The sequence below is a fragment of the Comamonas suwonensis genome (genome assembly GCF_012844455.2).
Taxonomy (GTDB): domain Bacteria; phylum Pseudomonadota; class Gammaproteobacteria; order Burkholderiales; family Burkholderiaceae_C; genus Comamonas; species Comamonas suwonensis.
Genome location: NZ_JABBCQ020000003.1, coordinates 15362 through 38166 on the forward strand (window position 1 = coordinate 15362; position 22805 = coordinate 38166).

Genomic DNA, 22805 nt, shown 5'->3' on the forward strand with positions numbered 1-22805 from the left:
TCAGCGGTCCCGGTGGGCTTGGGAGGGAGCGCAATTGCTGCGCTCCCGTGAACTCAGCGCGAGTTCGGTGCTCAGGTGCCGGCGTTGCGAGTGGCTTCTGGCGTGAACATGGCTGGGGTCATGTCACCCTTGTTCAGGATAGGGCCCTTGGGGCGTTCCTGGAACATGTTGTAGGCCACATATCCGCCGCCGACCAGGTCGTGATAGAAGCTGGTGCCCGCGTGCCAGGCATTCGCATCAAAGGCGTAGTAGTAGTTGATCAGGGCGTGTTGCCACAGGGTGCCGCGGGCGTCGTAATAGTCGCCCATCACAGCCTGACCGGTGTCTTCGTCAAGGAACATGACGCGCTTGCCGTACAGGTGGCGGTAGCCTTGCTTGAGTGTGGCCTCCAGCACCCAGACGCGGCGCAGTTCATAGCGCATGAACTCGGGGGTGGCATGACCGGGCTTGAGCAGGTCTGCGTATTTGACGGTATTGGCGTGAATCTTGTAGGCATTGGCTGGAATGAAAATTTCCTTTTTGCCCAGATTTTTCCAGCTGTAGCGCTCTGGCGAGCCATTGAACAGACGGTCGGAGTCGATCGTCATCTTGGCACCCACACCGCCGCCCATGGGCTGGTCAAAGCCGTACTCAGGAATCTGGCGCACGCGGCGGGTGCCGGGGTCGTAGCTCCAGCCCAGACGCTTGTCCTTGCCGAAGTTGACGGGCTCCATGCTCACGCTGACACCGCCTTTTTCACGCTCTGGCAGCTTCACGGCATTCATGCCCTGGGCCATCGTGCCTTCCAGTGGCTTGCCGGCCTGGTCGGGTGAATTCAGCAAGCTCATGCTGCGGTTTTCGGCGCGGCCAAAGACGGCCGATCCGTCCTGCATCACATAGGCGTTGTCGCGCAGCGTATGTTCAGTGAACGAGCGGAAGGGAAACAGGTTGTTGAAAGCCAGCTCGATTCCGCTCTTGGGGAAGGGAAAGGGGATGCCGCCCTTGACCGCATTGTCTGCGCCCATGCCGTCGGCGCTCATGACGGCATTCTGAGCATTGGACTTGACCGATGCGCAGACAAAGTCGGCATAGCGGAAATCGCGGTGCCCTGGGTAGACGGGAATGCTGAAAGTCTTGGGGTAGCGGGTGAGCATGCCCTTCTGACCATCGGTCAGATTAGCCGCGTACTTGGCCATGTTCTCTGCCGTAATGGAGAACAGCGGCTTTTCATTGGCGTAGGGGTCCACGGGGTGCTGGCCCACATGGGGCGTGTATTGAATACCGGGGGGCGTGCCCAGCCATTTGCCGGTGTACTCAGGCACACCGCTGGCGGTGCCCGCCTTTTCTGCGCCTACGCAGGTCAGAGACTTACCCAGCTTTTCAACCTCTTCAGGGCTTCCTTTGGCTGCAGCAGTACCGGCCATTACGGCGGCGGCTGCCAAGGCGATCAATGCACGGTAGCTTACTGTTGTCTCCATTACGCGTCCTTCTCGATATGTCTATGAATGCCTGCGAAGTCGATCTGCCCTTGCATGGGCAGATGTCTAGTCCAGTGCGATTAGTTCTGGGACCCCAATCGACAGACGCATTGTTCAGGCGACATTTGCGAGCAACCATCGCGTGAGGGGACTACTACAGATGGCCTAGGTAGTCGCCTTTGAGACAGGAAGTGGATCAATGCCGGTTCTTATAGCGTGAAAACCAAGGGAAAGTGTGTAGCGACAAGGTCTGCAAAGACCTGAAAGAACCCAGGGAATCAGGGCGGGAAATGAAAGTGCTTTGCTTTGACAAAAACACCCGGTGAAGTTGCTTAGATTGAATGGACTATCGGGTGTTCCCCATGCCATAAAAGCGCTGGAAACAGCGCCCAATCACATGCCAAACAAATCATGTGCATCCAGCAAGGCCCAGGCAATCTCGGGCTGACGTTCAAGACCTTTGCGGATGGCGGCTGGAATGCTCTGGCGGGTTTTGCGGCATAGGCCCGGCATGTCGGGCATCTCAATGTGAATGCCGCGCATGGTACGCACCTCGTTGCTTCCGGGTGCGACCACAATGGCGACGCCTAACTGCTGCTCTATGCGGAGCAGCATCTGCTCCAGATCACTCAGGCTGCTGATGCGCTCCAGACGCTCAAGCAGTTTTTTTTCTTCCTCGCGGGTCAGCCTCAGAATCCGCTGATCGGCTTCGGGCTGACCCAGCAGCAGTTCGCGCTGGCAGGTGCAGGCGCCGGGCGGGCATTCAACGCGAACGGGGAAGCTGGGCTGCATGGCGGGCGTTTGAGCAGGGCGAGTTGATTGGCCCATGCTAAGGGCTGAAGCCCGGTTTGCCATCAGGCTTTGGTGCATCAATGTGGCCCGAATGCCAGGTGAGTACGTGAATACACTTGCCCCGGTTGGCTTCAGGTTTGCCTAGACTCAGGCATCATTGAGGGTTACTACTAAAAGTAGGCAAGCTTTGATCAGCCTGCATCTACCAGAATGAAAGCTTGTGGCGCTTGCATAGACAGGCTCTGCAGGTGGGATGGGATCAATCACTTTTTTATAGCTGCTACCGCATTATTCATGCGCGATACGCGATATTTTTCATGATAGAAATTCGGGATTTATCCCTGACATACCAAGGCCCCAAAGGCCCGGTGCACGCCTTGCGTGGCATCAACCTGGAAATCGCCTCGGGCGAAGTGTTCGGCATTATTGGCCGCTCCGGTGCGGGCAAAAGCTCGCTGGTGCGCTGCCTGAATTTGCTGAACCGCCCTACCGAGGGCAGCGTTGTAGTGCATGGCCGCGACTTGATGCAACTGTCCAATGCCGAGCTGCGCGCCGCGCGCCGCGACATTGGCATGGTGTTCCAGCATTTCAACTTGCTGTCATCGCGCACCGTGTATGACAACGTGGCGTTGCCGCTGGAGCTTGCCGGTGTTTCCAAAGAAGAGATTTACCAGCGCGTCACGCCGCTGCTGGAGCTGGTGGGCCTTGATCACCTGTCTGATCGCTATCCTGCACAAATCTCCGGTGGTCAAAAGCAGCGCGTGGGCATTGCCCGTGCGCTGGCCAGCAACCCCAAGGTGCTGCTGAGCGATGAAGCCACCTCGGCGCTGGACCCTGAAACCACGCGTTCGATTCTGGACTTGCTGCGCAAGGTCAACCGCGAGCTGGGCGTGACCGTGGTGTTGATTACGCACCAGATGCTGGTCATCAAGCAGATCGCGGACCGTGTGGCCGTAATTGATGGGGGCGAGATTGCTGAGTTGGGCTCGGTCATCGATGTGTTCACACGACCCCAGCAAGCCATTACCAAGAGCCTGATTGACGAAATCGTGCCCCAGCAGCTGCCGGAGTCCGTGATGAAGCGCGTGGCTGATCTGGCCGCCCAGCTGCAGCCCGGCCAGCAAGGCCAGCTGCTGCGTCTGTCCTATGCGGGCGAGAGCGCTTACCAGCCTATTCTGTCGCACCTGATTCGTGAACTGGGTCTGGATCTGTCGATCCTGCACGGTCAGATTGACGAAATTCAGGAGCAGACCTTTGGCTCGCTGGCGGTGTATGCCAGCGGCGAGGGCACCAAGATTGATGCCGCCGTGACCCATCTGCGTGCCAGCGGCGTGCAGGTGCAGATTGTGCCCAGCAAGGACTAAGAGCAATGTTTGAGAATTTTTCGGAAATGATGCTCCAGCTGCTGCTGGACTCCTTTTGGGAGACGCTGATCATGGTCGGCATCTCGGGCCTGATCGGCGGCGTGATCGGTATTCCTCTGGGCGTGTTTCTGCGTCTGACGGACCATGGTGGCATTCTGCAAAACAGCCCTGCCAACAAAATCGTTGGCTGGATTGTGAACGCGCTGCGCTCTACGCCTTTCATCATTTTGCTGGTCGCCATCATCCCGCTGACGCGCTTTATCACGGGTTCTTCCATCGGTACCTGGGCGGCCGTTGTGCCGCTGACAATTGCCGCGGCACCTTTTGTGGCCCGTCTGGTTGAAACCGCTTTGCGTGAAGTCGATAGCGGGCTGATCGAAGCGGCCCAGTCCATGGGCGCGAGCACCAGCCAGATTGTCTGGAAAGTGCTGCTGCCCGAGGCACTGCCTGGCATCGTCGCCGGCCTGACTATCAGCTTTGTGAGCTTGACCGGCTACTCGGCCATGGCCGGTGCCATTGGCGGCGGCGGCCTGGGTGACCTAGGCATTCGCTACGGCTACCAACGCTTCTTGCCTGATGTGATGCTGGTCGTTGTCATCATCCTGATTTTCTTTGTGCAGGTCATTCAGAGCCTGGGCGACTGGGCGGTGCGCCGTCTCAGCCATCGTTGAGTCACACCGCTACATTACAGAAATATTAGAAAGGGGCTGATCCAGCAGGCTGGGGCAGCCCCTAAAATGAAGCTTCAAACTTTTTTGATAGGGCCGCTCTCAAACAAGGGTGGCCATGATTTTTTTTGGATAGATAACAGCAAATGATGGATGGTTTGATTACCGGCCGACTGACCGGCGTTCCTGAGAGTCGTGTAGACCGCAACCGTCGCCCCTATATGGTGGCCCGCATGCGAGCCAACGCGGGTGATGGTTCTTCGATTCCTGTGAACATCGTCGCTTTTGACAACGCCCCCTGCGCCGTGCTGCGCAGCTTGGCGGAAGGCGATGCGATTGCATTGCGCGGTACCTTGACACCCAAGGTTTGGATTGACCGCCAGGAAGAATCGCACGCCGTGCTCGACGTGGTAGCTCAGCAGGTGCTGGCAGCGCCTACGCTGTCGGATCTCTGATCGCATCGACATCAAAAAAGCCCGCTACCGTTCTGGAGCGGGCTTTTTTTGTGTGTGTCAACGCTTGCAAACTGCCAATGTGTAGTTTGCAAGTGAGCAATCTGTCTAAAGCACTGGCTTTTGATGGTCGGAACAGGCGCTACATTCAGTGTTATCCCAATTTTTGGCACAAGGAAATTTCATGCTGAACAAGCGCTCGCTTTTGCGCACAACACTGGCTGTCGCTGCGACCGCCACGCTGGGCTTTGCCGCTCAGGCGCAGGACAAGACCATCAAGATCGGCGTGACAGCCGGCCCCCACGCCCAGATCATGGAAGTGGTCAAGAAGGTGGCCGTCAAGAACGGTCTGAACCTCAAGATTGTTGAGTTTGGTGATTATGTTCAGCCCAACGCGGCGCTGTCTGCTGGCGACCTCGATGCCAACAGCTACCAGCATCGTCCGTATCTGGATGCGCAGCTCAAAGACCGTGGCTACAAGATCAGCTGGGTGGCTGATACGGTGAATTTCCCCATCGGCATCTACTCCAAGAAGATCAAGACGCTGGCTGAACTGCCCACGGGGGCCAAGTTCGGCATCCCCAACGACCCCACCAACGGAGGCCGCGCGCTGCTGCTGCTGCAGTCGCATGGCCTTATCAAGCTCAAAGAGGGCGCGGGCCTGAAGTCCACGCCACTGGATATCGTGTCCAACCCCAAGAAGCTCAAATTCATTGAACTGGATGCTGCGCAGCTGCCGCGCTCGCTTGATGATCTGGAGGCCTCTACTGTCAACACCAACTTCGCCATCTCTGCGGGCCTGAATCCCAAGAAGGATGCGATTGCACTGGAATCGGCCAAGAACCCCTATGTGAACATCATGGTGGTGCGCGATGCGGATAAGAACCAGCCCTGGGTGGCCCAGTTGATCAAGTCTTACCACTCGGAAGAAGTGCGCCAGTTTATTGACAAGGAGTTCAAGGGCTCCGTTTTCCCGGCTTTTTGAGGACTCCCCCCTGAGGCGCTTTGCGGCTTCCCCCTGAGGGGGACGACAGCCCTGCTGCGCGGCGGCGCTTGCTAGCTGTCTCTTTGATGGGGGCATGCCTGACTGAGGCATTGGGCTAAGCGCTGCACCTGCAGCGCTTTTTTATGTTCTTTGAATTACCCTGTAGTTGATAGCTGCCTGCGTTTGCTGCTCTTGGTCTTCGGTATGGCTTCTCCACAGAGCCTTTGAGTAGCAGGCGCTGGCTGCTATTGTTTTTGCTGCTATTCCATCACCTGAAACCACTCGGCCAGCGGCGCACGCGTGGTCTGGGTCTGGTTAACGGGGGCGGCTTCATCGGCCCAGCCGATGGCCAGACCGCAGACGATGTGCTTGTTCTCGGCCAGGCCCAGCACGCGGCGCACGGTGGCGGGGTAGGAGGCGAGGGCACCAATGGCGCAGCTGCCCAGACCCATGGCTGCGGCGGCGAGCTGCAGGCCGTAGAGCGTCATGCCCAGATCCATATAGCCGCCGGGGCCGTAGTGAGAGTCGATGGTGACGACCAGCGCCACGGGTGCATCAAAGAATTGGTAGTTGCGCGCAAACTGCGTCTCGCGCCCGGCACGGTCATCGCGGGCCACGCCTAAAGCGCCATAAAGCGCTTGCGCTGAAGCGACCTGACGTTTGCGCAGCTGCATGGGCATGGGGCGGGGAAAGTAGGCGTAGTCCTCGCATTCAGGCACCTGGTTTGCAACGTCTTGGAGCAGGGCATGGCTCAACTCCTCGCGCAGAGCACCGCGTACGGCAATCAACTGGCCGGGCTGCAGATTGCCACCGCTGGGGGCTTGGCGTGCACTCAGCAGCAACTGCTCAAGCAGTGCATTGGGCACGGCATCCGGCAAAAAAGCACGGCTGGAGCGGCGCTGCTGCATGAGTGCCAGCATTTGCGGAATCTGCATATTTTTAGATGAATTATCAGTAATGCCTAGGTTGGACATGCGGTTGCAGCTATCAAAATAAATACTCAAAAAACGGGGCGATCATTGCCCAGCCACTGCACCAGCGTAGCGGCACCAATGCCACCCGCGCCGGCAATGGCAGCCATGCCGAGCGTTTGAGTTTGTGCATCAGTCTGAGCCTGTGTCTGAGCGTTTGCTTGAAGCTGCGCCAGGCAGCGCACCAGTGCAATGGCGCCGGAGGCTCCGATGGGGTGGCCGCGGGCCAGTCCGCCGCCTTGCCAGTTGATGGACTCCGGTGCAAGGCCTAGCGCATCACAAAAGGCCAGCCCTTGCACGGCAAAGGCATCATGCAGCTCCAGCGCTGACAAATCTTGCGCAAGCAGCTCTGATTTTGATAGTGATTTTGCACCACGCAGCAGTGCCATACGGGCTGCGGCAATGGCTGCCAGCAGTGGTGTTTCGGGGGCTGCGCCAATAGAGGCGCTGGCCAGCCACTGGGCGCGGGGCTGCAGATTCCAGCGCACGCAGGCATCCGGCGTGGCCAGCAAAATCAGGGCCGCACCATCTGCCTTGGCAGAGATGGTCAGGGCGCTCAGGGCGTGGGCATTGATATCGGCCGGGCTGGCGCTGGAGTCGTTTGCGTGGGCCACAACCGGCATGCGCGCTGCACGCTCGGCTTTGATGGCACGCGGGTAGACGTCGTGATTAATGCCTGCCACAGCCGTGATTTCTGCACTCAGGCGGGCTTGCGCAGCCACGGCCTTGGCATGGCTGCGCAGCGCGTAGTGCTCTTGCGCGCTGCGGGTGTGGCCATGCTGCAGTGCGTAGTCGGCGGCGGATTGCAGCATGTCCGGGTCACGCGCCGGGTCCGGGGCGAAGGGTGGGCGCTCATAGCTTTGGGGCGCTTCATCGCTGCGCATGGGGCGGGTCTGGCGTATGGGTGAGCGGCTCCATGCTTCGGCACCGCCGGCAATCACCACCTTGGCTTGACCGGATTGCAGCAGGCCCACGGCCATGGCGATGGCGTCCAGCCCAGAGCAGCATTGTGTATCTACGCTGTGCGCGGCGCAGCTGTCGGGCAGGCCTGCGGCGAGAGTCAGCATGCGTGCTGGGTTGCCGCCTGCGCCCAGTGCGTTGCCAAGCACCACCGCATCTACCGCCGTTGCTGGCAGGCCGCTTTGTGCGAGCAGCGACCGCAGCAAGGGCGTGGCCAGTTCATGCTCCTGCAACTGGCTGAGCGCGCCGCCCACGGGGGTGACCGGGCTGCGAGTCCAGGCAATGATGGGAGTGTGGCGATGCATGGGGGTGCGGTGGTTCTCAGCCTTGGAGGGGCTGGAGTTGAAGCAGGAGTGGGGGGCGGTCGCTTGAAGGGCTTGCGGATTGCAGTGCCAAGCCCAGTTTGCCGTGATCGGTCTTGCCGCTGGCGGTGTGGGGCCAGTCTGGGCAGATCCACCATTGGCGGGGCACCTTGAAGGCCTCGGTGCGCTCGCGCAGCCACTGGCTCAGCGCTAGTGCGCCGGGATGCGGCTCTGCCATGTCTGGCTTCCATTGCACGACGGCCTGCACCTGCATGCCGCGCAGTGCGTCGGCGCTGCCGTGCAGGGAGACATGGGCGATGTGGGGGTGTTCCGCCAGCATGTTCTCGATTTCTTCGGGAAACAGGTTTTTGCCCTGCGTGACGATCATGCGGCTCTGGCGGCCTGCCAGGCAGAGCATGCCGCGCTCGTCGATATGGCCCATGTCGCGCACGGACAGCCAGTCATCGTCGCGCAGAACGGCCGTGGGGTCGTGGGCGTCGCCCACATAGTCCATGAACAGCATGGGGCTGCGGATATAGATCAGCCCATCGCCCTCTTGACTGCGGCTGGCTTCGGCCACGCTATGGTCTGCCGTGCTGCGAATATCAATTTCCACATTGCTGAAAGGTCGGCCCACGGCCTGCGGGCTGCTGGCTTCATCGGCATCCATCCACGCCACAAAGCTGGCTTCTGATGCGCCATAAAACTCAATGATGCGGGCCTTGGGGAACAGCGCACGCAGCGCAGGCGTGTGGGCGCGCATCCAGCGTGCGCCGCTAATGGTGATGAGTTCCACCTCGGGGATGGGGCGCAGCTTGCGGTGCTCGGCCCATTGCAGCATCAGCAGCAATTGGCTGGGCACGGCCACGAGGCAGGGCGTATCGCCGCGCGCCAGAGTGTTCAGGCAGCGCGATGCGGAAAACTTCTCCTGCATGACGGCGCCGCAGCCATACCAGACGCCTTGCATGGCACCGAATAGAAACAGCGAATGCGAGATGCGCCCCGGTGTCAGCGTGCGCTGGGCTACCACCGGGCCAAAGTCTTGCAGGCCGACGCGAAAGCTTTCTGTCCACGACTGGTGGTGGCGCTTGAAGCCTTTGGGAACGCCGGTGCTGCCCGAGGTAAAGCCGGTATAGAAGGAGGTCAGGGGCGCGGCTGTGCTCAGGTTGCCGGGGGTATTGGGCAGCCAGCTTTCAATGCGCTGGCGCACGGCAGGCTGCCAGTCGGGGTCAGCCACTGCGGCGCAGCGGCCGCTGTGAATGACGGCCAGAAAGTCCACCAGCCGCTCCAGCGTGGACTGGCTGGCGTCCAGCAGCACCATTTGCGGCGCGTGCCGGGCAATGAGCTTTGCTGATCGCTGCTGTACGGCAGTGTGCAACTGCGCAAACGTCCATACGCCTGCCTCGCTTTCAAGTGCAATCACATCGGGTCGCTGCTCGGCCCAGTGGGCCAGCGGGCCGTGAACCAGCTGCCAGAAACTTTCCAGCGGAGCGGAAACAGGCAATACGCTCATCGACGGCCGCCAAAGCGCCAGTCAGGCATGCCACGCGCCACGGTGTGGACGATGATGGCGCAGAGAATGCACTTGATGAAGTCGCCAGGCACAAAGGCCAGCGTCACTTTGAAGGCCTGCGCAAAGCTCATGTTTGCCAGTTGCATGAGGCCCAGCACGCCAAAGGCATGCAGGCACAGCAGGCCGCCGACCACGGAAGCGATGAAGGCGCTGAAGGCTGTGCGGCGGGGCGTGCTTTGCGGCAGTGCCGCCATGATGGCTCCCGTAATGCCCGCGGCCAGCGCATAGCCGATCAGATAGCCGGCAGAAGGTGCCATGAACACGCCAATACCGCCGCGCCCACCAGACAAAAGGGGCAGGCCCACGGCCACGGCGGCTAAGAACAGCAGCATGGACTGCAGACCGCGCCATGGGCCGAGCATGACGCCCGCCAGCATCACACCCAGTGACTGGATGGTGATGGGCACGCCAAACGGCAGGTCAATCTTGGGGATCAGGCCCATCACGGCCATCAGTGCCGCGAACAGAGAGACCTGAGCCATGGAGCGCGCGCCCTGGCGCGATACGGTATGGGAGGAAGAAGTGTTCATCATGTCTCCGAAAAATTTAGAAGCCCAGTCGCGCCCAGAGGGCGTCTGCTACACGGCGCGTGGCCTGCAGCATATGAATCGTCAGTGGTGCAATCAGGCGCAGGCCGCCGCTTTTGCCGGTGCGCAGGCGGTAGGCGTCGTCCAGCTTTTTCCATTGCACAAAAAAGTGTTCGGTAAAGCGCAGCATCAGTGCAATTTGCATGGCCACGCGTTCGGTGGGAATCCCCAGTTTGGCAAGCGGCGAGAGCAGCCACTCCAGCACCTCCACCAGATCGCTGGGGCGGGTGGTGATGGTCAGTGCAATGCCCAGTGTCGATGCGCAGATCAGCCGCAGGGCGCTGACGGCGGCCAGTTCATGCTTGCCCATGAAGACGTGAAAGCCCGCCACCAGCAGCGCGGCGATGATGACCGAGCGCATCAGTCTGCGGGCAATCTGCGTGGCTTGACCCAGAGACAGCCAGAGAATTAAGCAAAAAACGCTGCAGCCCGCCAGCAGCAAGGGGGAGGCCATTAAAAACAATAGCGTGCCAAACACGGCCAGAAGCAAGAGCTTGAGGCCGGCTGGCCAGCGGTGCAGCCAGGTGGCGTATTCGCTGTAGAGGCTACCCATGGTGTGGCTCGCCTGTCTGTGGAGTGGTTGCGTGTGGGGGGGCTGCGTTTGAAGGATTCAGACTGGCCGCCAGTTCTGCGGAGATTTCTGCCGCAACAGCAGTTTCATAAGCGCTGCAGACCTCGCGGCCAGGGCCGTCGCCGCGCAGCTTGCCTTGCTCCAGCCAGATCACGCGCTCAAAGTCGCGCACATGGTCGAGCACGTGGGTGGAGACCAGAATCTGTTGGGGTGCAGCGGCAATGTCCCGCGCCAGCCGCGCCTGTCCGGGCAGGTCCAGGCTGGCAAAAGGTTCATCAAGCAGCAGCACCTGCGGCGATGCAATCAGCAGCGACAGCCAGCACACCTGCTGGCGCTGGCCCTGGCTGAGGCTGCTGACGGCGCGCTCAGCCCAGTGGGCCAGTCCGCGTTCGTTCAGCAGCTCGCGGGCTTTGGCCTTGGCTTGCTGCTTGTTCAAACCCTTGGGGCGCAAACCTAGTGCCAGCTCTTCCTCTACGGTGGGGAAGATGATCTGATCATCAGGGTTTTGAAACATCAGGCCGACGAGACCGGGGTTGTGCTGGCGTGCTTGCAGCAACTCTGCGCCGCCCATCAGCACCTGACCGGTCTGTGGAATCTCCAGCCCACACAGCAGTCTGAACAGGCTGGATTTGCCCGCGCCGTTGTTGCCAATAACGCCGATGCGCTTTTGCTGCAGCTTCAGGTTCAGCCCATCAAACACCGTGGTCTGGCCGCGCTGCAGGCGGATATCGAGCAGTTGCATGCCGCTGCTCATGCGCAGACTCCTGCTGGCCGCTGAGGTGCGAGGAAGGACGGGACTGGATGGAGAAAGTGAGGGCGAAGGACTGACATACAGAGCTGACTGGCGAAACCTTGGCCCTCAGCAGCAAAAACGGTCTGAGGGTTGCGATGCAGGCGGATTCTAGCGCTGTGAATTTGCTTTCAAAAGCATGCAATTGCAGCGCTTTTTAGATGAATTTCCCATAAGAAATGATTTCTTCACTTTTGCGGCTTTACGGCGAATGTTTAAAGGCACTTTGGCTTCAGTTAATGGATAGATCGAGTAAAGATGGCGAGAGAACGTTTTTTGTGAACCTTTTATGCCGTCTTTGTCGCTCAAACTCGCTTAACTTTCGCAAGAGTGCATTTGAAGATCAATGCGTTTGACTGTTGTTGCCAGTGTTTTGGCGCAGCTTGCCGCGCAGATCGGGGGCAGTGCTCTGCATACCATCATTTAAAAGCCGGATTGGGGGACTTGAAACACTGTTTTTTGTACTGCTGCAGGCAAAGACAGATGGTGAAAAAAGTTAAAAAATTTCAGTGAGGGCAGTGTTTTTTTACAGATGGCAGTTGCTTCGCTTGGGTGCTTGGGGTCAAAAGACCCATAACCTCCCTGTGCATGAAAGGGCGTGCGCAGTCTTGATATGGCTTGAGAGGCAATGCCTGAGCCAGTTTCAGGGTGCCGAGTCGTTTTGCGATGCGTGCGCAGCGCTTGACGGGGCAAGGCTGGCGCGGTCCCTGCGCCCACCCGGTGGGTTAAGATGCTGCCGCGCTCCGGGGTGCACGCAAGTGCTGAGATTGATACCCGTGAACTTGACCCGGGTCATTCCGGCGGAAGAAGAGCTTGCACCCTGCACAACCCCGCCCAAGTGGCACTGGCAGAGGGCCTTCGGAGCACCACATCTCGCTCTCGAAGGAATTTCATGGACAAGGCCGCTTCACTGGTTGCAGACCTGCTGGCATTTATTGCGCAGGATGCTTGTACCGACGACCAGTTTGATCAACTCGCCCTGCGGCAGTTTGCCTATCAGTACGAATCTAATACTCCGTTTCGCAGCTTCTGCCAGCGACGCGGTGCCACGCCGCGCAATGTCAGGGCCTGGAGCGATATTCCGGCCGTACCCATTGATGCCTTCAAGGCGATGGAGCTGCGCAGCGAACCCGCATCGGCCACCGAGCGCGTCTTCATGACCAGTGGCACCACAGGCCGTGCGGCGCGCGGGCGGCACTTTCATCCGCAGCTGGATGTATATGACTTGTCGATGAAGCGCTATTTTGCACAGCGCTTCATGCAGGGGGCTGAGCGCTTGCCCATGGCTATTTTGTTCCCCGATGAACAGGCCATGCCCAACTCATCGCTGGCTCACTATCTGGCGCTGGCCAAATCAGAATTTGGTACGGCTGATAGTCGCTATTTTTTGGGCTCTGAAGGGTTGGATATACCGGGCCTGTGCGCCGCGCTGGACGAATCTCAGCGCAGCGGACAGCCTTATGCGCTGCTGGGTGCCAGCTTCAGTCTGGTGCATGTCATGGACGCTTTGCGTGCACAGGGCCGCCGTTTTCAGCTGCCTGAAGGCAGCCGTATTCTGGATACGGGCGGCTACAAAGGGCAGTCGCGCGAGCTGCCGCTGGAAGAGTTTTATGCCGATCTCAGCGATTTGCTGGGCGTTCCGCGCACGCACTGCATCAATATGTATGGCATGACGGAGCTGAGCACGCAGTTCTATGACGACGGCAATGCAGTTCTGCCCTCGGTCAAGTCTGGCCCGCACTGGATTCGCTCGCGTCTGGTTGAACCTGTTACGGGGCGCAGTGTGGCCGCTGGCGAGCGCGGCATTCTGGTGCACTGCGATCTGGCTAATTACAACGCGGTCAGCACCATCCTGACGGAAGACGTGGGCCTGTGGGCAGACGGCGGCTTTTTGTTGCTGGGCCGTGCCGAGGGCGCTGCGGCCAAGGGCTGCTCTCTGGCCGTGGATGAATTTGTGAAAGCCGCCAGCGCATGACGGCAAACAGCAAGGTGCAGCAGATCAAGGCCGGTTATCTGCCGGGGCTGAGCGACGACGAGGTGCAGTGGCATGTGCTGCCCTTTGAGCGCAATGGCACACGGCTGGACGTGTCTGTGCCCATGCTGTCTGGCGCGCAGATGCAGGCACTGGCAAACCGGGTGCGTGATGCTGCGGCCCAGCATCTGCGCAGCATGACAGTCGCCCAGATCATCGATGTGATTGATCGCGCCATGGCACGCCTGCTCGATCGCAATGACGCTTATCGTCAGCAGGCCGAGGCCTGGCTGCCCGTGGTCAGCGGCTATGACGCGGATATGGTTCGCCTGGGGCTGACGGGATTTTTCAAGACCTTTCGTGCCGCGCAGCTCAAACGCTTTTTGGCCGAGGATTTTGCCAACCCCGCGGTGTTAGATGGCTTTCAGCCCGCGATCAAGGGGGGGGCTGTGCGTGCCTTCGGGCCTGATTTGCTGGTTCACAGCTGGGCGGGCAATGTGCCCGCGCTGTCGCTGTGGAGCCTGATTTGTGGATTGCTGGTCAAAGCCCCAGCCGTGGGCAAGCTGGCCAGTGCCGAGCCCTTGTTCGCAGGCTGGTTTGCCCGGCTGCTGGCCGAAATCCATCCGCCGCTGGCCGATTGTCTGGCCGTGGTGTGGTGGCGCGGCGCAGGCGGCGACGAGGCGGATGCGCTGTATGCACAAGCCGATACGGTGCTGGCCTATGGCGGCAATCCGACGCTGGATGCGCTGCGCAAGCGCCTGCCGGTGACGACACGTTTTTTGCCCCATGGCCACAAGCTGGGCTTTGGCCTGATTGGAACTGCGGCGCTGGATGCCCTCAAAGCTCCGACCGTAGCCCGGTTGGCGGCGTGGGATGTGATGCGCTACGACCAGCAAGGCTGCTACTCGCCCCATGTCTTTTATATAGAGCGCGGTGCGCCCGTGCCGCCGCGTGCTTTTGCTGACTATCTGGCTGCTGAACTGGCTAATCTGCAGCGCCGTTTTGTGCGCCGCGAACTGGACCTGGAAGAGGGCGCTACGGTTGCCCGCTGGCAGCAGACCATGGAGTGGTCAGGCGATACGCATCAGCTGCTGGGCCCGGTAGATGCCGCGTGGAGTGTGGCCTATAGCGACAGCCTGCAGCCGCTGGCCCCCACGGCGCTGTACCGCACGATTGCGGTGGTGGCGGTGGACCACCTTGATGACGTGCTGCCCGTGGTGGCCGCACAGCGCGAGTTTTTGCAGACCGCAGGCATTGCCGCAGGACCTGAGGAGCTGTACCGGCTGGCCGATTTGCTGGGCGCTGCGGGTGTCACGCGCATCAGCGCCATTGGCTCTATGAGCATGCCCGAGGCGGGCTGGCACCACGATGGACGCTTTAACCTGATGGATCTGGTGCGCATGACCGAGATTGAACAGTCGGCCGAGCTGGCGGCGCAGCCGCTTGCAAGCTATGCCGATTGACGAGGGCAACATGGCTTTTCTGGATATTGAGCAGGCCGTCTTTACCTACCCGGGCCGACTACCAGTGGTCGATGGGGCGGACTGGCACATGCAGGCCGGTGAATTTCATTGCCTGCTGGGCCGTAGCGGCTGTGGCAAGACCACGCTGCTCAAGCTGGCGGCGGGTTTGCTGCGCCCGCAATCGGGGCGCATTCTGCTGCGCGGGCAAGAGCTGGCAGAGCCGGGGCCGCAGCTGGGCTTTATGTTTCAGGCGCCGACGCTGCTGGACTGGCATACGGTGCTGAACAATGTGCTGCTACCCGTGTCGCTGCAGCGCAAGCCTACTCCCCAAGATGAGACCCATGCGCTGCGTTTGCTCGAGCAACTGGGCCTGTCAGCCCATGCACCGCATTACCCGCGCCAGCTTTCCGGCGGCCAGCAAAGCCGCGTGGCGCTGGCACGGGCCTTGATTCTGGATCCACCTCTGCTGCTGCTCGATGAGCCGTTTGCCGCGCTGGATGCCATCACCCGCGCCGAGCTGCAAGACGATTTGCTGCGCACCTGCCGCGAGCATGGCACCACGGTGCTGTTTGTGACGCATGACATTAACGAGGCCGTCTATCTGGGTGATCGCATCGCCCTCATGCACGGCGGGCGCATTGTGGATGACTGGGCGATTGAGCTGCCCGAGCCGCGCACGCAGGACATGCGCCATGGCATCGTGTTCAATGAGTACTGTGCACGCGTGCGTGCAGCCATGGAAAAGGGCGTGGCATGAATGCTTTGCTGAACAGGCCGCGACTGCTATCTGCTTTGCTTTTGATAGCTACTCTCGTAATATGGGAGCTGGCTACGAAGCAATTTAGCCTATCCGCTCTGGTGCTGCCACCGCCGTCGGCTGTGGCGGTGTCGCTGTGGTCTGGGCTGGTCTCCGGCTACTTCTGGCCACATTTGACTTCCACATTGAAGGCACTGCTGCTGGGGCTGGCCATGGGCAGTGCCGTGGGGCTGCTGGCTGGCATGGCCTTGGCGGAATCTGAGTTGCTGGAGCGTGTGCTCAAGCCCTATGTGGTGGTCAGTCAGGTTGTGCCCAAGCTGGCACTGGCGCCGCTGTTTGTGCTGTGGTTTGGCTTTGGCATGCTGCCCACGGTGCTGATTACGGCACTGATCTGCTTCTTCCCGCTCATGGAAAACACGCTTACAGGGCTGCGCCAGGTCGATGCCCAGCGGCTGCAGCTGTTTCGCATGCTGGGGGCTACGCGTCTGCAGACCTTGCTGCAGCTGAAGCTGCCGACCGGGCTGCCCGCCATTCTTGCGGGCTTGCGCGTTGCCGTGGTGCTGGCGCTGGTCGGCGCGGTGGTGGCTGAATTCATGGGTGCCAGTCAAGGTCTGGGTGCCGTGGTGATTGCGGCGCAGGGAATGATGGACACCCCGTTGATGTTCGCCACGCTGGTGCTGATTGCTTCCATTGGCCTGCTGCTGTATCAGGCCTGCCTGATGCTGGAGCGGCGCTTGCTGCGCTCCCATCACTTCGTTGTTTTTGAAATTTCGCAAGTTGCTCAATCGGGCAGCAAGCTTTGATGGTTTTTTGAAGAATTTTACGGAACGCTTTTTATGCAGATATCGAACAAGCTCCCCACCATCTCCCGCCGCAGCCTGATCGGTGCTTGCGCAGGTCTGTCTGCGCTTTCTCTGACCAGTGCCAGCATGGCGAATCCTATGCAGGGCAAGATTCGACTGGCAGGCTGGAGCAAGCCCATCAGCGAAATCACCAACCTTCTGGCCGAGCCTGAGAAAGGCTTTTTCAAGGGGCAGGGCGTTGAGCTGGCTTACCTGCCAGGCGCTGGCGGCGGCGATGCCATTCGCAATATTCTGAGCGGTCAGGGCGATGTCGCGTTTACTGACCCCGGCTCCTTCTTCATGGCACTGGACAAGGGCGAGAAGCTGGTTGCCATCTACGACATCTACCCGCAAAACGTGTTCAATGTGGTTTCGCTCAAGACGTCTGGCATTCGCAAGCCGGCTGACCTCAAGGGCAAGAAAATTGGCGTCTACAGCCTGTCTAGCGGCACGCGCCAGAACCTGCTGGTGATGCTGCATCAGGCGGGTCTTAAGGAATCCGATGTGACCATCGTCGTGACCGGCTTGCTGAATTTTGCGCCCCTGATGCAGGGACAGGTCGATGCCACAGCGGCAACCGATACCGGCTTGGCCGTGGGCCTGCGCAAGGGCATTGGCGAAGTCAATGTGATGTCCGTGAGCGAGTACCTGAATATGTCCAGCGACATGTTTGTGGTGCGCGAAGAAGTGCTGCACCAGAAAAAAGACCTGCTCAAGGCCTTTGTGCGTGGCTACCGTGAGAGCGCTGCCTGGATGATTGCCAATCCCGAGGAGGCTTCCGTGCTGGCCAGCAAATACGCGATTGATGGAACGCGCCGCGATATCAATCTGGATGTGATTCGCCTGCGCAATGCTTCTTCACTACCAGCCGTGCAAGGCCAGGCTCTGGGCAGCTTTGATCTTGCTGCATTGCAAAAGGGTGCCGATGCTTATCGCGCGCTGGGCATGGTGCAGCGGCAGATCAAGGTATCCGACGTGGTCGTGCCTTTGTAACCCCCTGAGGCACTGCGCGCCGTCCCCCTCTCTCGCTTCTTGGGAAGGGGATGAAAGCATCGCTGCGGGGCGGCCCTTGCTTGCTGTGCCTGAGTTAGTAAGCATCTGTTTTAAGCACCTGTGCTGAGTCAGCAGGGATCAGAAATATGAGTCAATCTTCTTCAATGGGCCTGCACGGCAAGGTGGTGCTGGTGACGGGTGCCAGTCGCGGCATTGGTGCGGCGATTGCGCTGGCCTTTGCGCGTGAGGGGGCGACGGTGGTGGTGAACTATCTGTCTAACGATGCGGCGGCGCAGCAGACCGTGGCCGCATGTCAGGCCGCAGGTGGTGACGCCTGGGCGGTGAAGGCAGATGTGGGCAATGCGACGGAAGTTCAAACCATGGTCGACAGCATCGTGAGCGAGGCGGGCTGTATCGACATGGTGGTCAACAACGCATTCAAACCCTATACCTTTGACCCTGAGCAGCGCCGCCGTTTTGACGACCTGGAGTGGAGCGACTACCAGAGCCAGTTTGATGGTGCTGTGGGCGCGGCCTTCAACGTCTGCCGCGCCGTGCTGCCGCAAATGCGCCAGCGGGCGCGGGGCAGCATTGTGAATATTGTCAGCAATCTGGTGGAGAACCCGGTCGTGCCCTATCACGACTACACCACGGCCAAGGCATCGCTGGTAGGCTTCAGCCGCAATCTGGCCAGCGAGCTGGGGCCTGTGGGCATTCGCGTCAACTGCGTGGCGCCAGGGCTGGTCTACCCAACGCAGGGCAGTCAGGGTACCAAAGAAGCGTTTCGCGAATCACTGATGGCCGCCACGCCGATGCGCAGGCTTGCGAGCCCCGAGGATGTGGCTGGGCCGGTGCTGTTTCTGGCATCCGATCTCAGTGGCTTTATGACCGGGCAGGTATTGCTAGTGGATGGCGGACTGGTCATGCGTTGAGGTTTTGCCGGACCGGTTTCAAGACGTCTTATTGCTTGGCGGTAGCCTGCGCATGGTCTATCGCATCAATGATGGCCACACCCGTCTGCTGCACGCCGGGGGCGTTGAAGCCGGGGCCAGGGGTGACGGAAGGGCGGCTCAGCAGCTTTTCAGCCATAGTGGGCTGGGCTGCTGCGGCTTGTGCTGCCTGAGCTGGTGCCGGGTCTTGAACGGCTGACGCTGGTGCGTCTTCCTGGGCAGATTTCAGGTAATCGTTGTAGCGTTTGTAGGCTTGGCGATCGGAGCGAGCCTGTGCTTGCTGCTCTGAGTGCTGCAGGTATTTGTAGGTGGCAGTCCCTAAAACGAGTGATGCCAGCAAAAACACACCAATAGCGGTGACGACGTAATTCTCGTCGGAGCGCTGCGGGGCATGTTGAATAGTGGCGGACATGGGGCGGGTAGGGGGCATGAAAAGCGCAACCCTGGATCAGCAGAGCTGCACCCACGGGTTCAAAAGTATCTAACTGTTTTCAGGGTATCAAAAAACAGTAGTCCTACGGTTTCATCTCGGCATTCCTTGCCGACGATTGGGCAGCAAATCCCTGCTGGATCAAGCGTGTGTGACGTTTGAACGCAAAAAAGCCGGTAGCGCTTGTGGCGTACCGGCTTTTTTGTGGGAGATGCTTGACTATCAGGCAGCCACGATTTGAGCCTTGGCGGCTTGCATGGCCGCAGCCTTGGCTTCTGGGCCCATGGCCACGCCTTCAGCGCGCACGATGGTGACGTCGGTCACGCCCATGAAGCCGAACATCACTTTCAGGTAGCTTTCCTGGTGTTCCATGGCTTGGCCGGCTTCGCTGCTGGAGTAAGCACCGCCGCGTGCGGAGGCCACGATGACTTTTTTATCGCCAGCCAGACCGATGGGGCCTGTGGCGGTGTACTTGAAAGTACGACCAGCCTGGGCAATGCGGTCCAGCCAGGCCTTCAGCTGCGTGGGAATGGTGAAGTTGTAGAAGGGGGCACCCACGACGATCACGTCGGCGGCCAGGAACTGGCTGACCAGCGCTTCGGAAACAGCGTTTTCCTGGCGTTCGATTTCGGTGGCGGCGGCCTGGCCGGTGCGGAAGCCCATCGATTGAGCGCTCAGGTGGCTGGGGGCATTCACGGCCAGATCCAGATAGTCCACTTGCGCTTCGGGGTTGGCTTGCTTGAGGCTGGCAACGATATCGGCAGTCAGTTCGCGGGTGATGGAGTTGGTGCCGGTGATGGAGGAGTCAATGTGCAGGATTTGCATGTCGGTTCTATACAGTAAGTTAAAGAATACTTCTTGCCCAGCCCAGATGCTTCATTGCGGCAAAACAGTGTTCCATTTGAAAGTGCGATGGGATAGATTGTAGATTTGAAGATAGTGATCGATAAGTCTGCAAAAATATGACTGATCGTTCCATATATCAACTCAATCGAGTCCAAGGATGTTTGCATGGTGGATCTCAATGACATGCTGTATTTCGTCGAGGTGGTCGAGCGCGGCGGCTTCGCTGCGGCAGGGCGTGCGCTGGGCATTCCCAAGTCCCGCCTCTCGCGACGTGTGGCTGAGCTGGAGGCCCAGCTGGGCGTGCGCTTGCTGCAGCGCACCACCCGCAAACTCTCGCTGACGCAGGTGGGCGAGACCTTTTTGCGCCATGGCCAGGCCATGCGGGATGCAGCGCTGGCGGCATCGAATGCCGTAGCCGAGGTGCAGACCGAGCCGCGCGGCACGATTCGTGTGACCTGCCCGGTGACGCTGGCGCAGACCGTGCTGGGCGAGCTGATGCCCGAATTTCTCAAGCATTGCCCGCTGGTACATGTGGAGATGCAGGTCACCAACCGCCCGGTGAATCTGGTGGAAGAGGGTATTGATGTGGCGCTGCGCGTGCGCGGCAATCTGGACGACAGCGGCTCCATGGTCGTCAAGCGACTCGATACTTCGCGCCAGATTCTGGTCGCCAGCCCTGATCTGCTGCAGCGCCAGGGCACGCCCAGATCATTGCAAGACTTGCAGTTGCTTGACAGTCTGGCCATGTCGGCAGTCGATGGTCACTCCAGCCTGCTGCTGGTCGGCCCCGAAGGCAAAGAGCACCGACTTCAATTGCAGCCGCGCTATGTGGTCGATGATTTGCTGACGCTGAAATTTGCAGCGCTGGCGGGCAGCGGCATGTGCTGGTTGCCTGACTATATGTGTCAGGACGAACTGAGTGAAGGCAGGCTGGTGCAACTGCTACCCCAGTGGGCGCCACCCCTGGGGATTGTTCATGCCATCTTTCCGTCGCGGCGCGGGCTGGCTCCGGCGGTGCGGCATTTCCTGGACTTTCTCGGCGAGCGCCTCCCCGGCAGCAGTATCTCTGCTACGCAAAAAATAGCGCAAAGCGCGCAATATCATTAGCTTCTGGGCATAAGGTAACAACAAAACATTCGTTGGAATTTGACTGCGCGCTGCCCACAATGCGCCTCTTACTAGCAGATCAAGAGCGTTTGGGTCTTCCGTGCAGGGCCTTCACAGCGCTCCCAGACCGCAGGAGGCTGCATGAAATCCCCATTCCGTATCGTGATCGTGCCAGGCTGGCGCAACTCAGGCCCCGGCCACTGGCAAAGCTTGTGGGCTGAGCAGTTGCCCGATGCCGTGCGCGTAGAGCAGCAAGACTGGCTGGTGCCTCACCGCGATGCGTGGGTGAGCGCGCTGGAAGAAGTACTGCTGGCCGATGAGCGCCCGGCCGTCATCGTGGCCCATAGCCTGGGCTGCATCACCACCGTGCATCTAGGTGAGGCCGCCGCTGCCCGTGTGCATGGTGCTTTGCTGGTTGCTCCCGCAGACCCGGAGCGCCGGGCTCAGCTGGAAGACTTTGCCCCCGTGCCCTATGCGCGACTGCCTTATCGCAGCGTGCTGGTGGCCAGCAGCAATGACCCGTTTTGCCCCATACGCCGCGCTGGTGCCTATGCACGGGCCTGGGGCAGTGAGGTGGTGAGGCTGCAGAGCGCCGGGCATATCAATGTCGAATCCGGCTATGGCGCATGGCCGCTGGGGCTGGCACTGCTGCAGTCGCTGATGGATGTGGGCAGTTGGCAGAACACTCTTGCGCATTCTGCTGTTGCCAGTGATGAGTTACGGCCTGCCCTGGCTGCCTGAGATTATAAGTTTTTGGGACTTTTTTGATAGCTGCAAGCGCTTTATGGATAAGCGCTTGCAGCTATTTTTATGGGTTTCTTGCAGCTAAATTTTTTGATATATCAAATTTCAGAAAAACAAAGAAGAATATATTCTTTTGAGTTTTAAGGCTGAGTTCGCACAATGTATACATCTATACACATTGCTCAAGAAAAGGCAGCGAACCATGCATTCCGTGAAGCTCAAGACATTGCTGGCATCTATTGCACTGGCCGCCGCCGGTGCCGCATCGGCTCAGACGCAGCTGCTTAACGTTTCCTACGATGTGGCCCGTGAGTTCTACAAGGACTACAACGCAGCCTTTATCGCCCATTACAAGAAGACCAAGGGCGTGGACATCAAGGTGGATCAGTCGCATGGCGGCTCCAGCGCGCAAGCCCGTGCTGTCAACGATGGTCTGGCCGCCGATGTGGTGACTTTTAACACAACGACCGACGTGGACTTCCTGGCTTCCACTGGCGTGGTTGCCAAGGACTGGAACAAGAAGTTCGCCCACGATGCATCGCCCACTACATCGACCATGCTGTTCCTGGTGCGCAACGGTAACCCCAAGAACATCAAGGACTGGTCCGATCTGATTCGCCCCGACGTGAAGGTCGTGGTCGTCAACCCCAAGACCGGTGGCAACGGCCGCTATGCCTATCTGGCAGCCTGGGGCTCGGTGCGTGAAAAGGGCGGCACCGATGCGCAAGCCGCCGAATTCGTGCAAAAGCTCTACAAGAACGTTCCCGTGCTGGGCAAGGGCGGTCGCGATGCGACCAGCATCTTCCTGCAGCGCAATATTGGCGATGTGCTGATCACGTTTGAATCGGAAGTCGTGTCCGTGGACCGCGAATTCGGTCAGGGCAAGGTCGATGCCGTGTATCCATCCGTCAGCATCGTGGCCGAGAACCCCGTGGCAGTCGTGGAGCGCACCACCGCCAAAAAGGGCACAACCCAGCTGGCAACCGATTACCTGCAATGGCTGTATTCGGATGAAGCCCAGGAAATTGCGGCCAAGCACGCCATTCGCCCCCGCTCCGAAGCGGTGCTGAAGAAGCACGCCGACCAATTCAAGCCCATCAAGCAGTTCACCGTGGCCAAGTACTTCGGCTCGCTCACCGAAGCGCAGAAGGTTCACTTCAACGATGGCGGACAGTTCGACAAGCTGTACGCACCAGGTAAGTAAGAACTCTCCTTCAGCCGCTTTGCGG

At 59.8% G+C, this 22805-nt stretch carries 23 protein-coding genes; 13 read left to right on the top strand and 10 right to left on the bottom strand.

Features of this window, described 5'->3' with window-relative positions:
- Positions 1–71: 71 nt before the first annotated feature.
- Together HF327_RS03975 and HF327_RS03980 are read right to left on the bottom strand one after the other, a co-directional pair.
- Positions 72–1457 carry a DUF1329 domain-containing protein gene (locus HF327_RS03975; protein WP_169107016.1) on the bottom strand — a complete coding sequence of 462 codons (1386 nt, stop codon included), beginning with the start codon at positions 1455–1457 and terminating at the stop codon, positions 72–74.
- Between the two features lie 393 nt (positions 1458–1850).
- Positions 1851–2285, bottom strand: a complete 435-nt coding sequence (locus tag HF327_RS03980) for a hypothetical protein (protein ID WP_407927021.1) — start codon at positions 2283–2285, stop codon at positions 1851–1853.
- 281 nt (positions 2286–2566) lie between these two features.
- Here HF327_RS03980 and HF327_RS03985 point away from each other — a divergent pair, with 281 nt between their 5' ends.
- The 4 genes from HF327_RS03985 to HF327_RS04000 all read left to right on the top strand — a co-directional run bounded on the left by HF327_RS03985 (position 2567) and on the right by HF327_RS04000 (position 5718).
- Entirely contained in the window at positions 2567–3613 is a 1047-nt protein-coding gene (locus tag HF327_RS03985) for a methionine ABC transporter ATP-binding protein (protein ID WP_169107017.1), read from the top strand.
- A gap of 5 nt (positions 3614–3618) precedes the next feature.
- Positions 3619–4284: a methionine ABC transporter permease gene (locus HF327_RS03990; RefSeq protein ID WP_169107018.1), complete on the top strand. Its 666-nt coding sequence runs from the start codon at positions 3619–3621 to the stop codon at positions 4282–4284.
- 143 nt (positions 4285–4427) lie between these two features.
- Positions 4428–4736 (top strand): single-stranded DNA-binding protein, encoded by a 309-nt coding sequence (locus HF327_RS03995; protein ID WP_169107019.1) that lies wholly within the window; start codon positions 4428–4430, stop codon positions 4734–4736.
- Positions 4737–4917: 181 nt separating this feature from the next.
- A complete protein-coding gene (locus tag HF327_RS04000) occupies positions 4918–5718 on the top strand; it encodes a MetQ/NlpA family ABC transporter substrate-binding protein (RefSeq protein WP_169107020.1) in 801 nt (266 codons plus the stop codon).
- 260 nt (positions 5719–5978) lie between these two features.
- Here HF327_RS04000 and HF327_RS04005 read toward each other — a convergent pair whose 3' ends face one another.
- The 6 genes from HF327_RS04005 to HF327_RS04030 all read right to left on the bottom strand — a co-directional run bounded on the left by HF327_RS04005 (position 5979) and on the right by HF327_RS04030 (position 11436).
- On the bottom strand, positions 5979–6653 hold the full coding sequence (locus tag HF327_RS04005; RefSeq protein WP_169107264.1) for a nitroreductase: 675 nt from the start codon (positions 6651–6653) through the stop codon (positions 5979–5981).
- 65 nt (positions 6654–6718) lie between these two features.
- Positions 6719–7954 (bottom strand): thiolase family protein, encoded by a 1236-nt coding sequence (locus tag HF327_RS04010; RefSeq protein ID WP_169107021.1) that lies wholly within the window; start codon positions 7952–7954, stop codon positions 6719–6721.
- A 16-nt stretch (positions 7955–7970) separates the two neighbouring features.
- Entirely contained in the window at positions 7971–9464 is a 1494-nt protein-coding gene (locus HF327_RS04015) for an AMP-binding protein (protein ID WP_169107022.1), read from the bottom strand.
- Complete coding sequence (locus HF327_RS04020; RefSeq protein ID WP_169107023.1) at positions 9461–10054, bottom strand: biotin transporter BioY; 594 nt, start codon at positions 10052–10054, stop codon at positions 9461–9463. The genes HF327_RS04015 and HF327_RS04020 overlap by 4 nt, the downstream gene beginning before the upstream one ends.
- A gap of 16 nt (positions 10055–10070) precedes the next feature.
- Positions 10071–10664, bottom strand: a complete 594-nt coding sequence (locus HF327_RS04025) for an energy-coupling factor transporter transmembrane component T family protein (RefSeq protein ID WP_169107024.1) — start codon at positions 10662–10664, stop codon at positions 10071–10073.
- Positions 10657–11436, bottom strand: a complete 780-nt coding sequence (locus HF327_RS04030; RefSeq protein WP_169107025.1) for an energy-coupling factor ABC transporter ATP-binding protein — start codon at positions 11434–11436, stop codon at positions 10657–10659. The genes HF327_RS04025 and HF327_RS04030 overlap by 8 nt, the downstream gene beginning before the upstream one ends.
- Before the next feature lie 928 nt (positions 11437–12364).
- Between HF327_RS04030 and HF327_RS04035 the strand changes: the two genes are divergently transcribed.
- The 6 genes from HF327_RS04035 to HF327_RS04060 all read left to right on the top strand — a co-directional run bounded on the left by HF327_RS04035 (position 12365) and on the right by HF327_RS04060 (position 18431).
- A complete protein-coding gene (locus HF327_RS04035) occupies positions 12365–13447 on the top strand; it encodes a LuxE/PaaK family acyltransferase (RefSeq protein WP_169107026.1) in 1083 nt (360 codons plus the stop codon).
- Positions 13444–14907, top strand: a complete 1464-nt coding sequence (locus HF327_RS04040; RefSeq protein WP_169107027.1) for an acyl-CoA reductase — start codon at positions 13444–13446, stop codon at positions 14905–14907. The genes HF327_RS04035 and HF327_RS04040 overlap by 4 nt, the downstream gene beginning before the upstream one ends.
- A 10-nt stretch (positions 14908–14917) precedes the next feature.
- Entirely contained in the window at positions 14918–15664 is a 747-nt protein-coding gene (locus tag HF327_RS04045; RefSeq protein WP_169107028.1) for an ABC transporter ATP-binding protein, read from the top strand.
- The gene (locus tag HF327_RS04050) at positions 15661–16467 is read left to right on the top strand and encodes an ABC transporter permease (protein ID WP_169107029.1); all 807 of its coding nucleotides are present in this window, start codon (positions 15661–15663) and stop codon (positions 16465–16467) included. Before HF327_RS04045 ends, HF327_RS04050 begins: the two co-directional genes overlap by 4 nt.
- Positions 16468–16500: 33 nt before the next feature.
- On the top strand, positions 16501–17499 hold the full coding sequence (locus HF327_RS04055; RefSeq protein ID WP_169107030.1) for an ABC transporter substrate-binding protein: 999 nt from the start codon (positions 16501–16503) through the stop codon (positions 17497–17499).
- A gap of 164 nt (positions 17500–17663) precedes the next feature.
- Entirely contained in the window at positions 17664–18431 is a 768-nt protein-coding gene (locus HF327_RS04060; protein ID WP_456236853.1) for an SDR family oxidoreductase, read from the top strand.
- 28 nt (positions 18432–18459) lie between these two features.
- Here HF327_RS04060 and HF327_RS04065 read toward each other — a convergent pair whose 3' ends face one another.
- Both HF327_RS04065 and HF327_RS04070 read right to left on the bottom strand, forming a co-directional pair.
- Positions 18460–18879 (bottom strand): hypothetical protein, encoded by a 420-nt coding sequence (locus HF327_RS04065; RefSeq protein WP_236024040.1) that lies wholly within the window; start codon positions 18877–18879, stop codon positions 18460–18462.
- A gap of 222 nt (positions 18880–19101) precedes the next feature.
- A complete protein-coding gene (locus HF327_RS04070; RefSeq protein ID WP_169107032.1) occupies positions 19102–19704 on the bottom strand; it encodes an FMN-dependent NADH-azoreductase in 603 nt (200 codons plus the stop codon).
- 186 nt (positions 19705–19890) lie between these two features.
- Between HF327_RS04070 and HF327_RS04075 the strand changes: the two genes are divergently transcribed.
- From HF327_RS04075 to HF327_RS04085, 3 genes are all read left to right on the top strand, one after another.
- Positions 19891–20832 (top strand): LysR family transcriptional regulator, encoded by a 942-nt coding sequence (locus HF327_RS04075; protein WP_169107033.1) that lies wholly within the window; start codon positions 19891–19893, stop codon positions 20830–20832.
- A gap of 141 nt (positions 20833–20973) precedes the next feature.
- Positions 20974–21573 (top strand): RBBP9/YdeN family alpha/beta hydrolase, encoded by a 600-nt coding sequence (locus HF327_RS04080; protein ID WP_169107034.1) that lies wholly within the window; start codon positions 20974–20976, stop codon positions 21571–21573.
- Positions 21574–21778: 205 nt separating this feature from the next.
- Positions 21779–22780, top strand: a complete 1002-nt coding sequence (locus HF327_RS04085) for a sulfate ABC transporter substrate-binding protein (protein ID WP_169107035.1) — start codon at positions 21779–21781, stop codon at positions 22778–22780.
- The last annotated feature ends 25 nt before the right edge of the window (positions 22781–22805 follow it).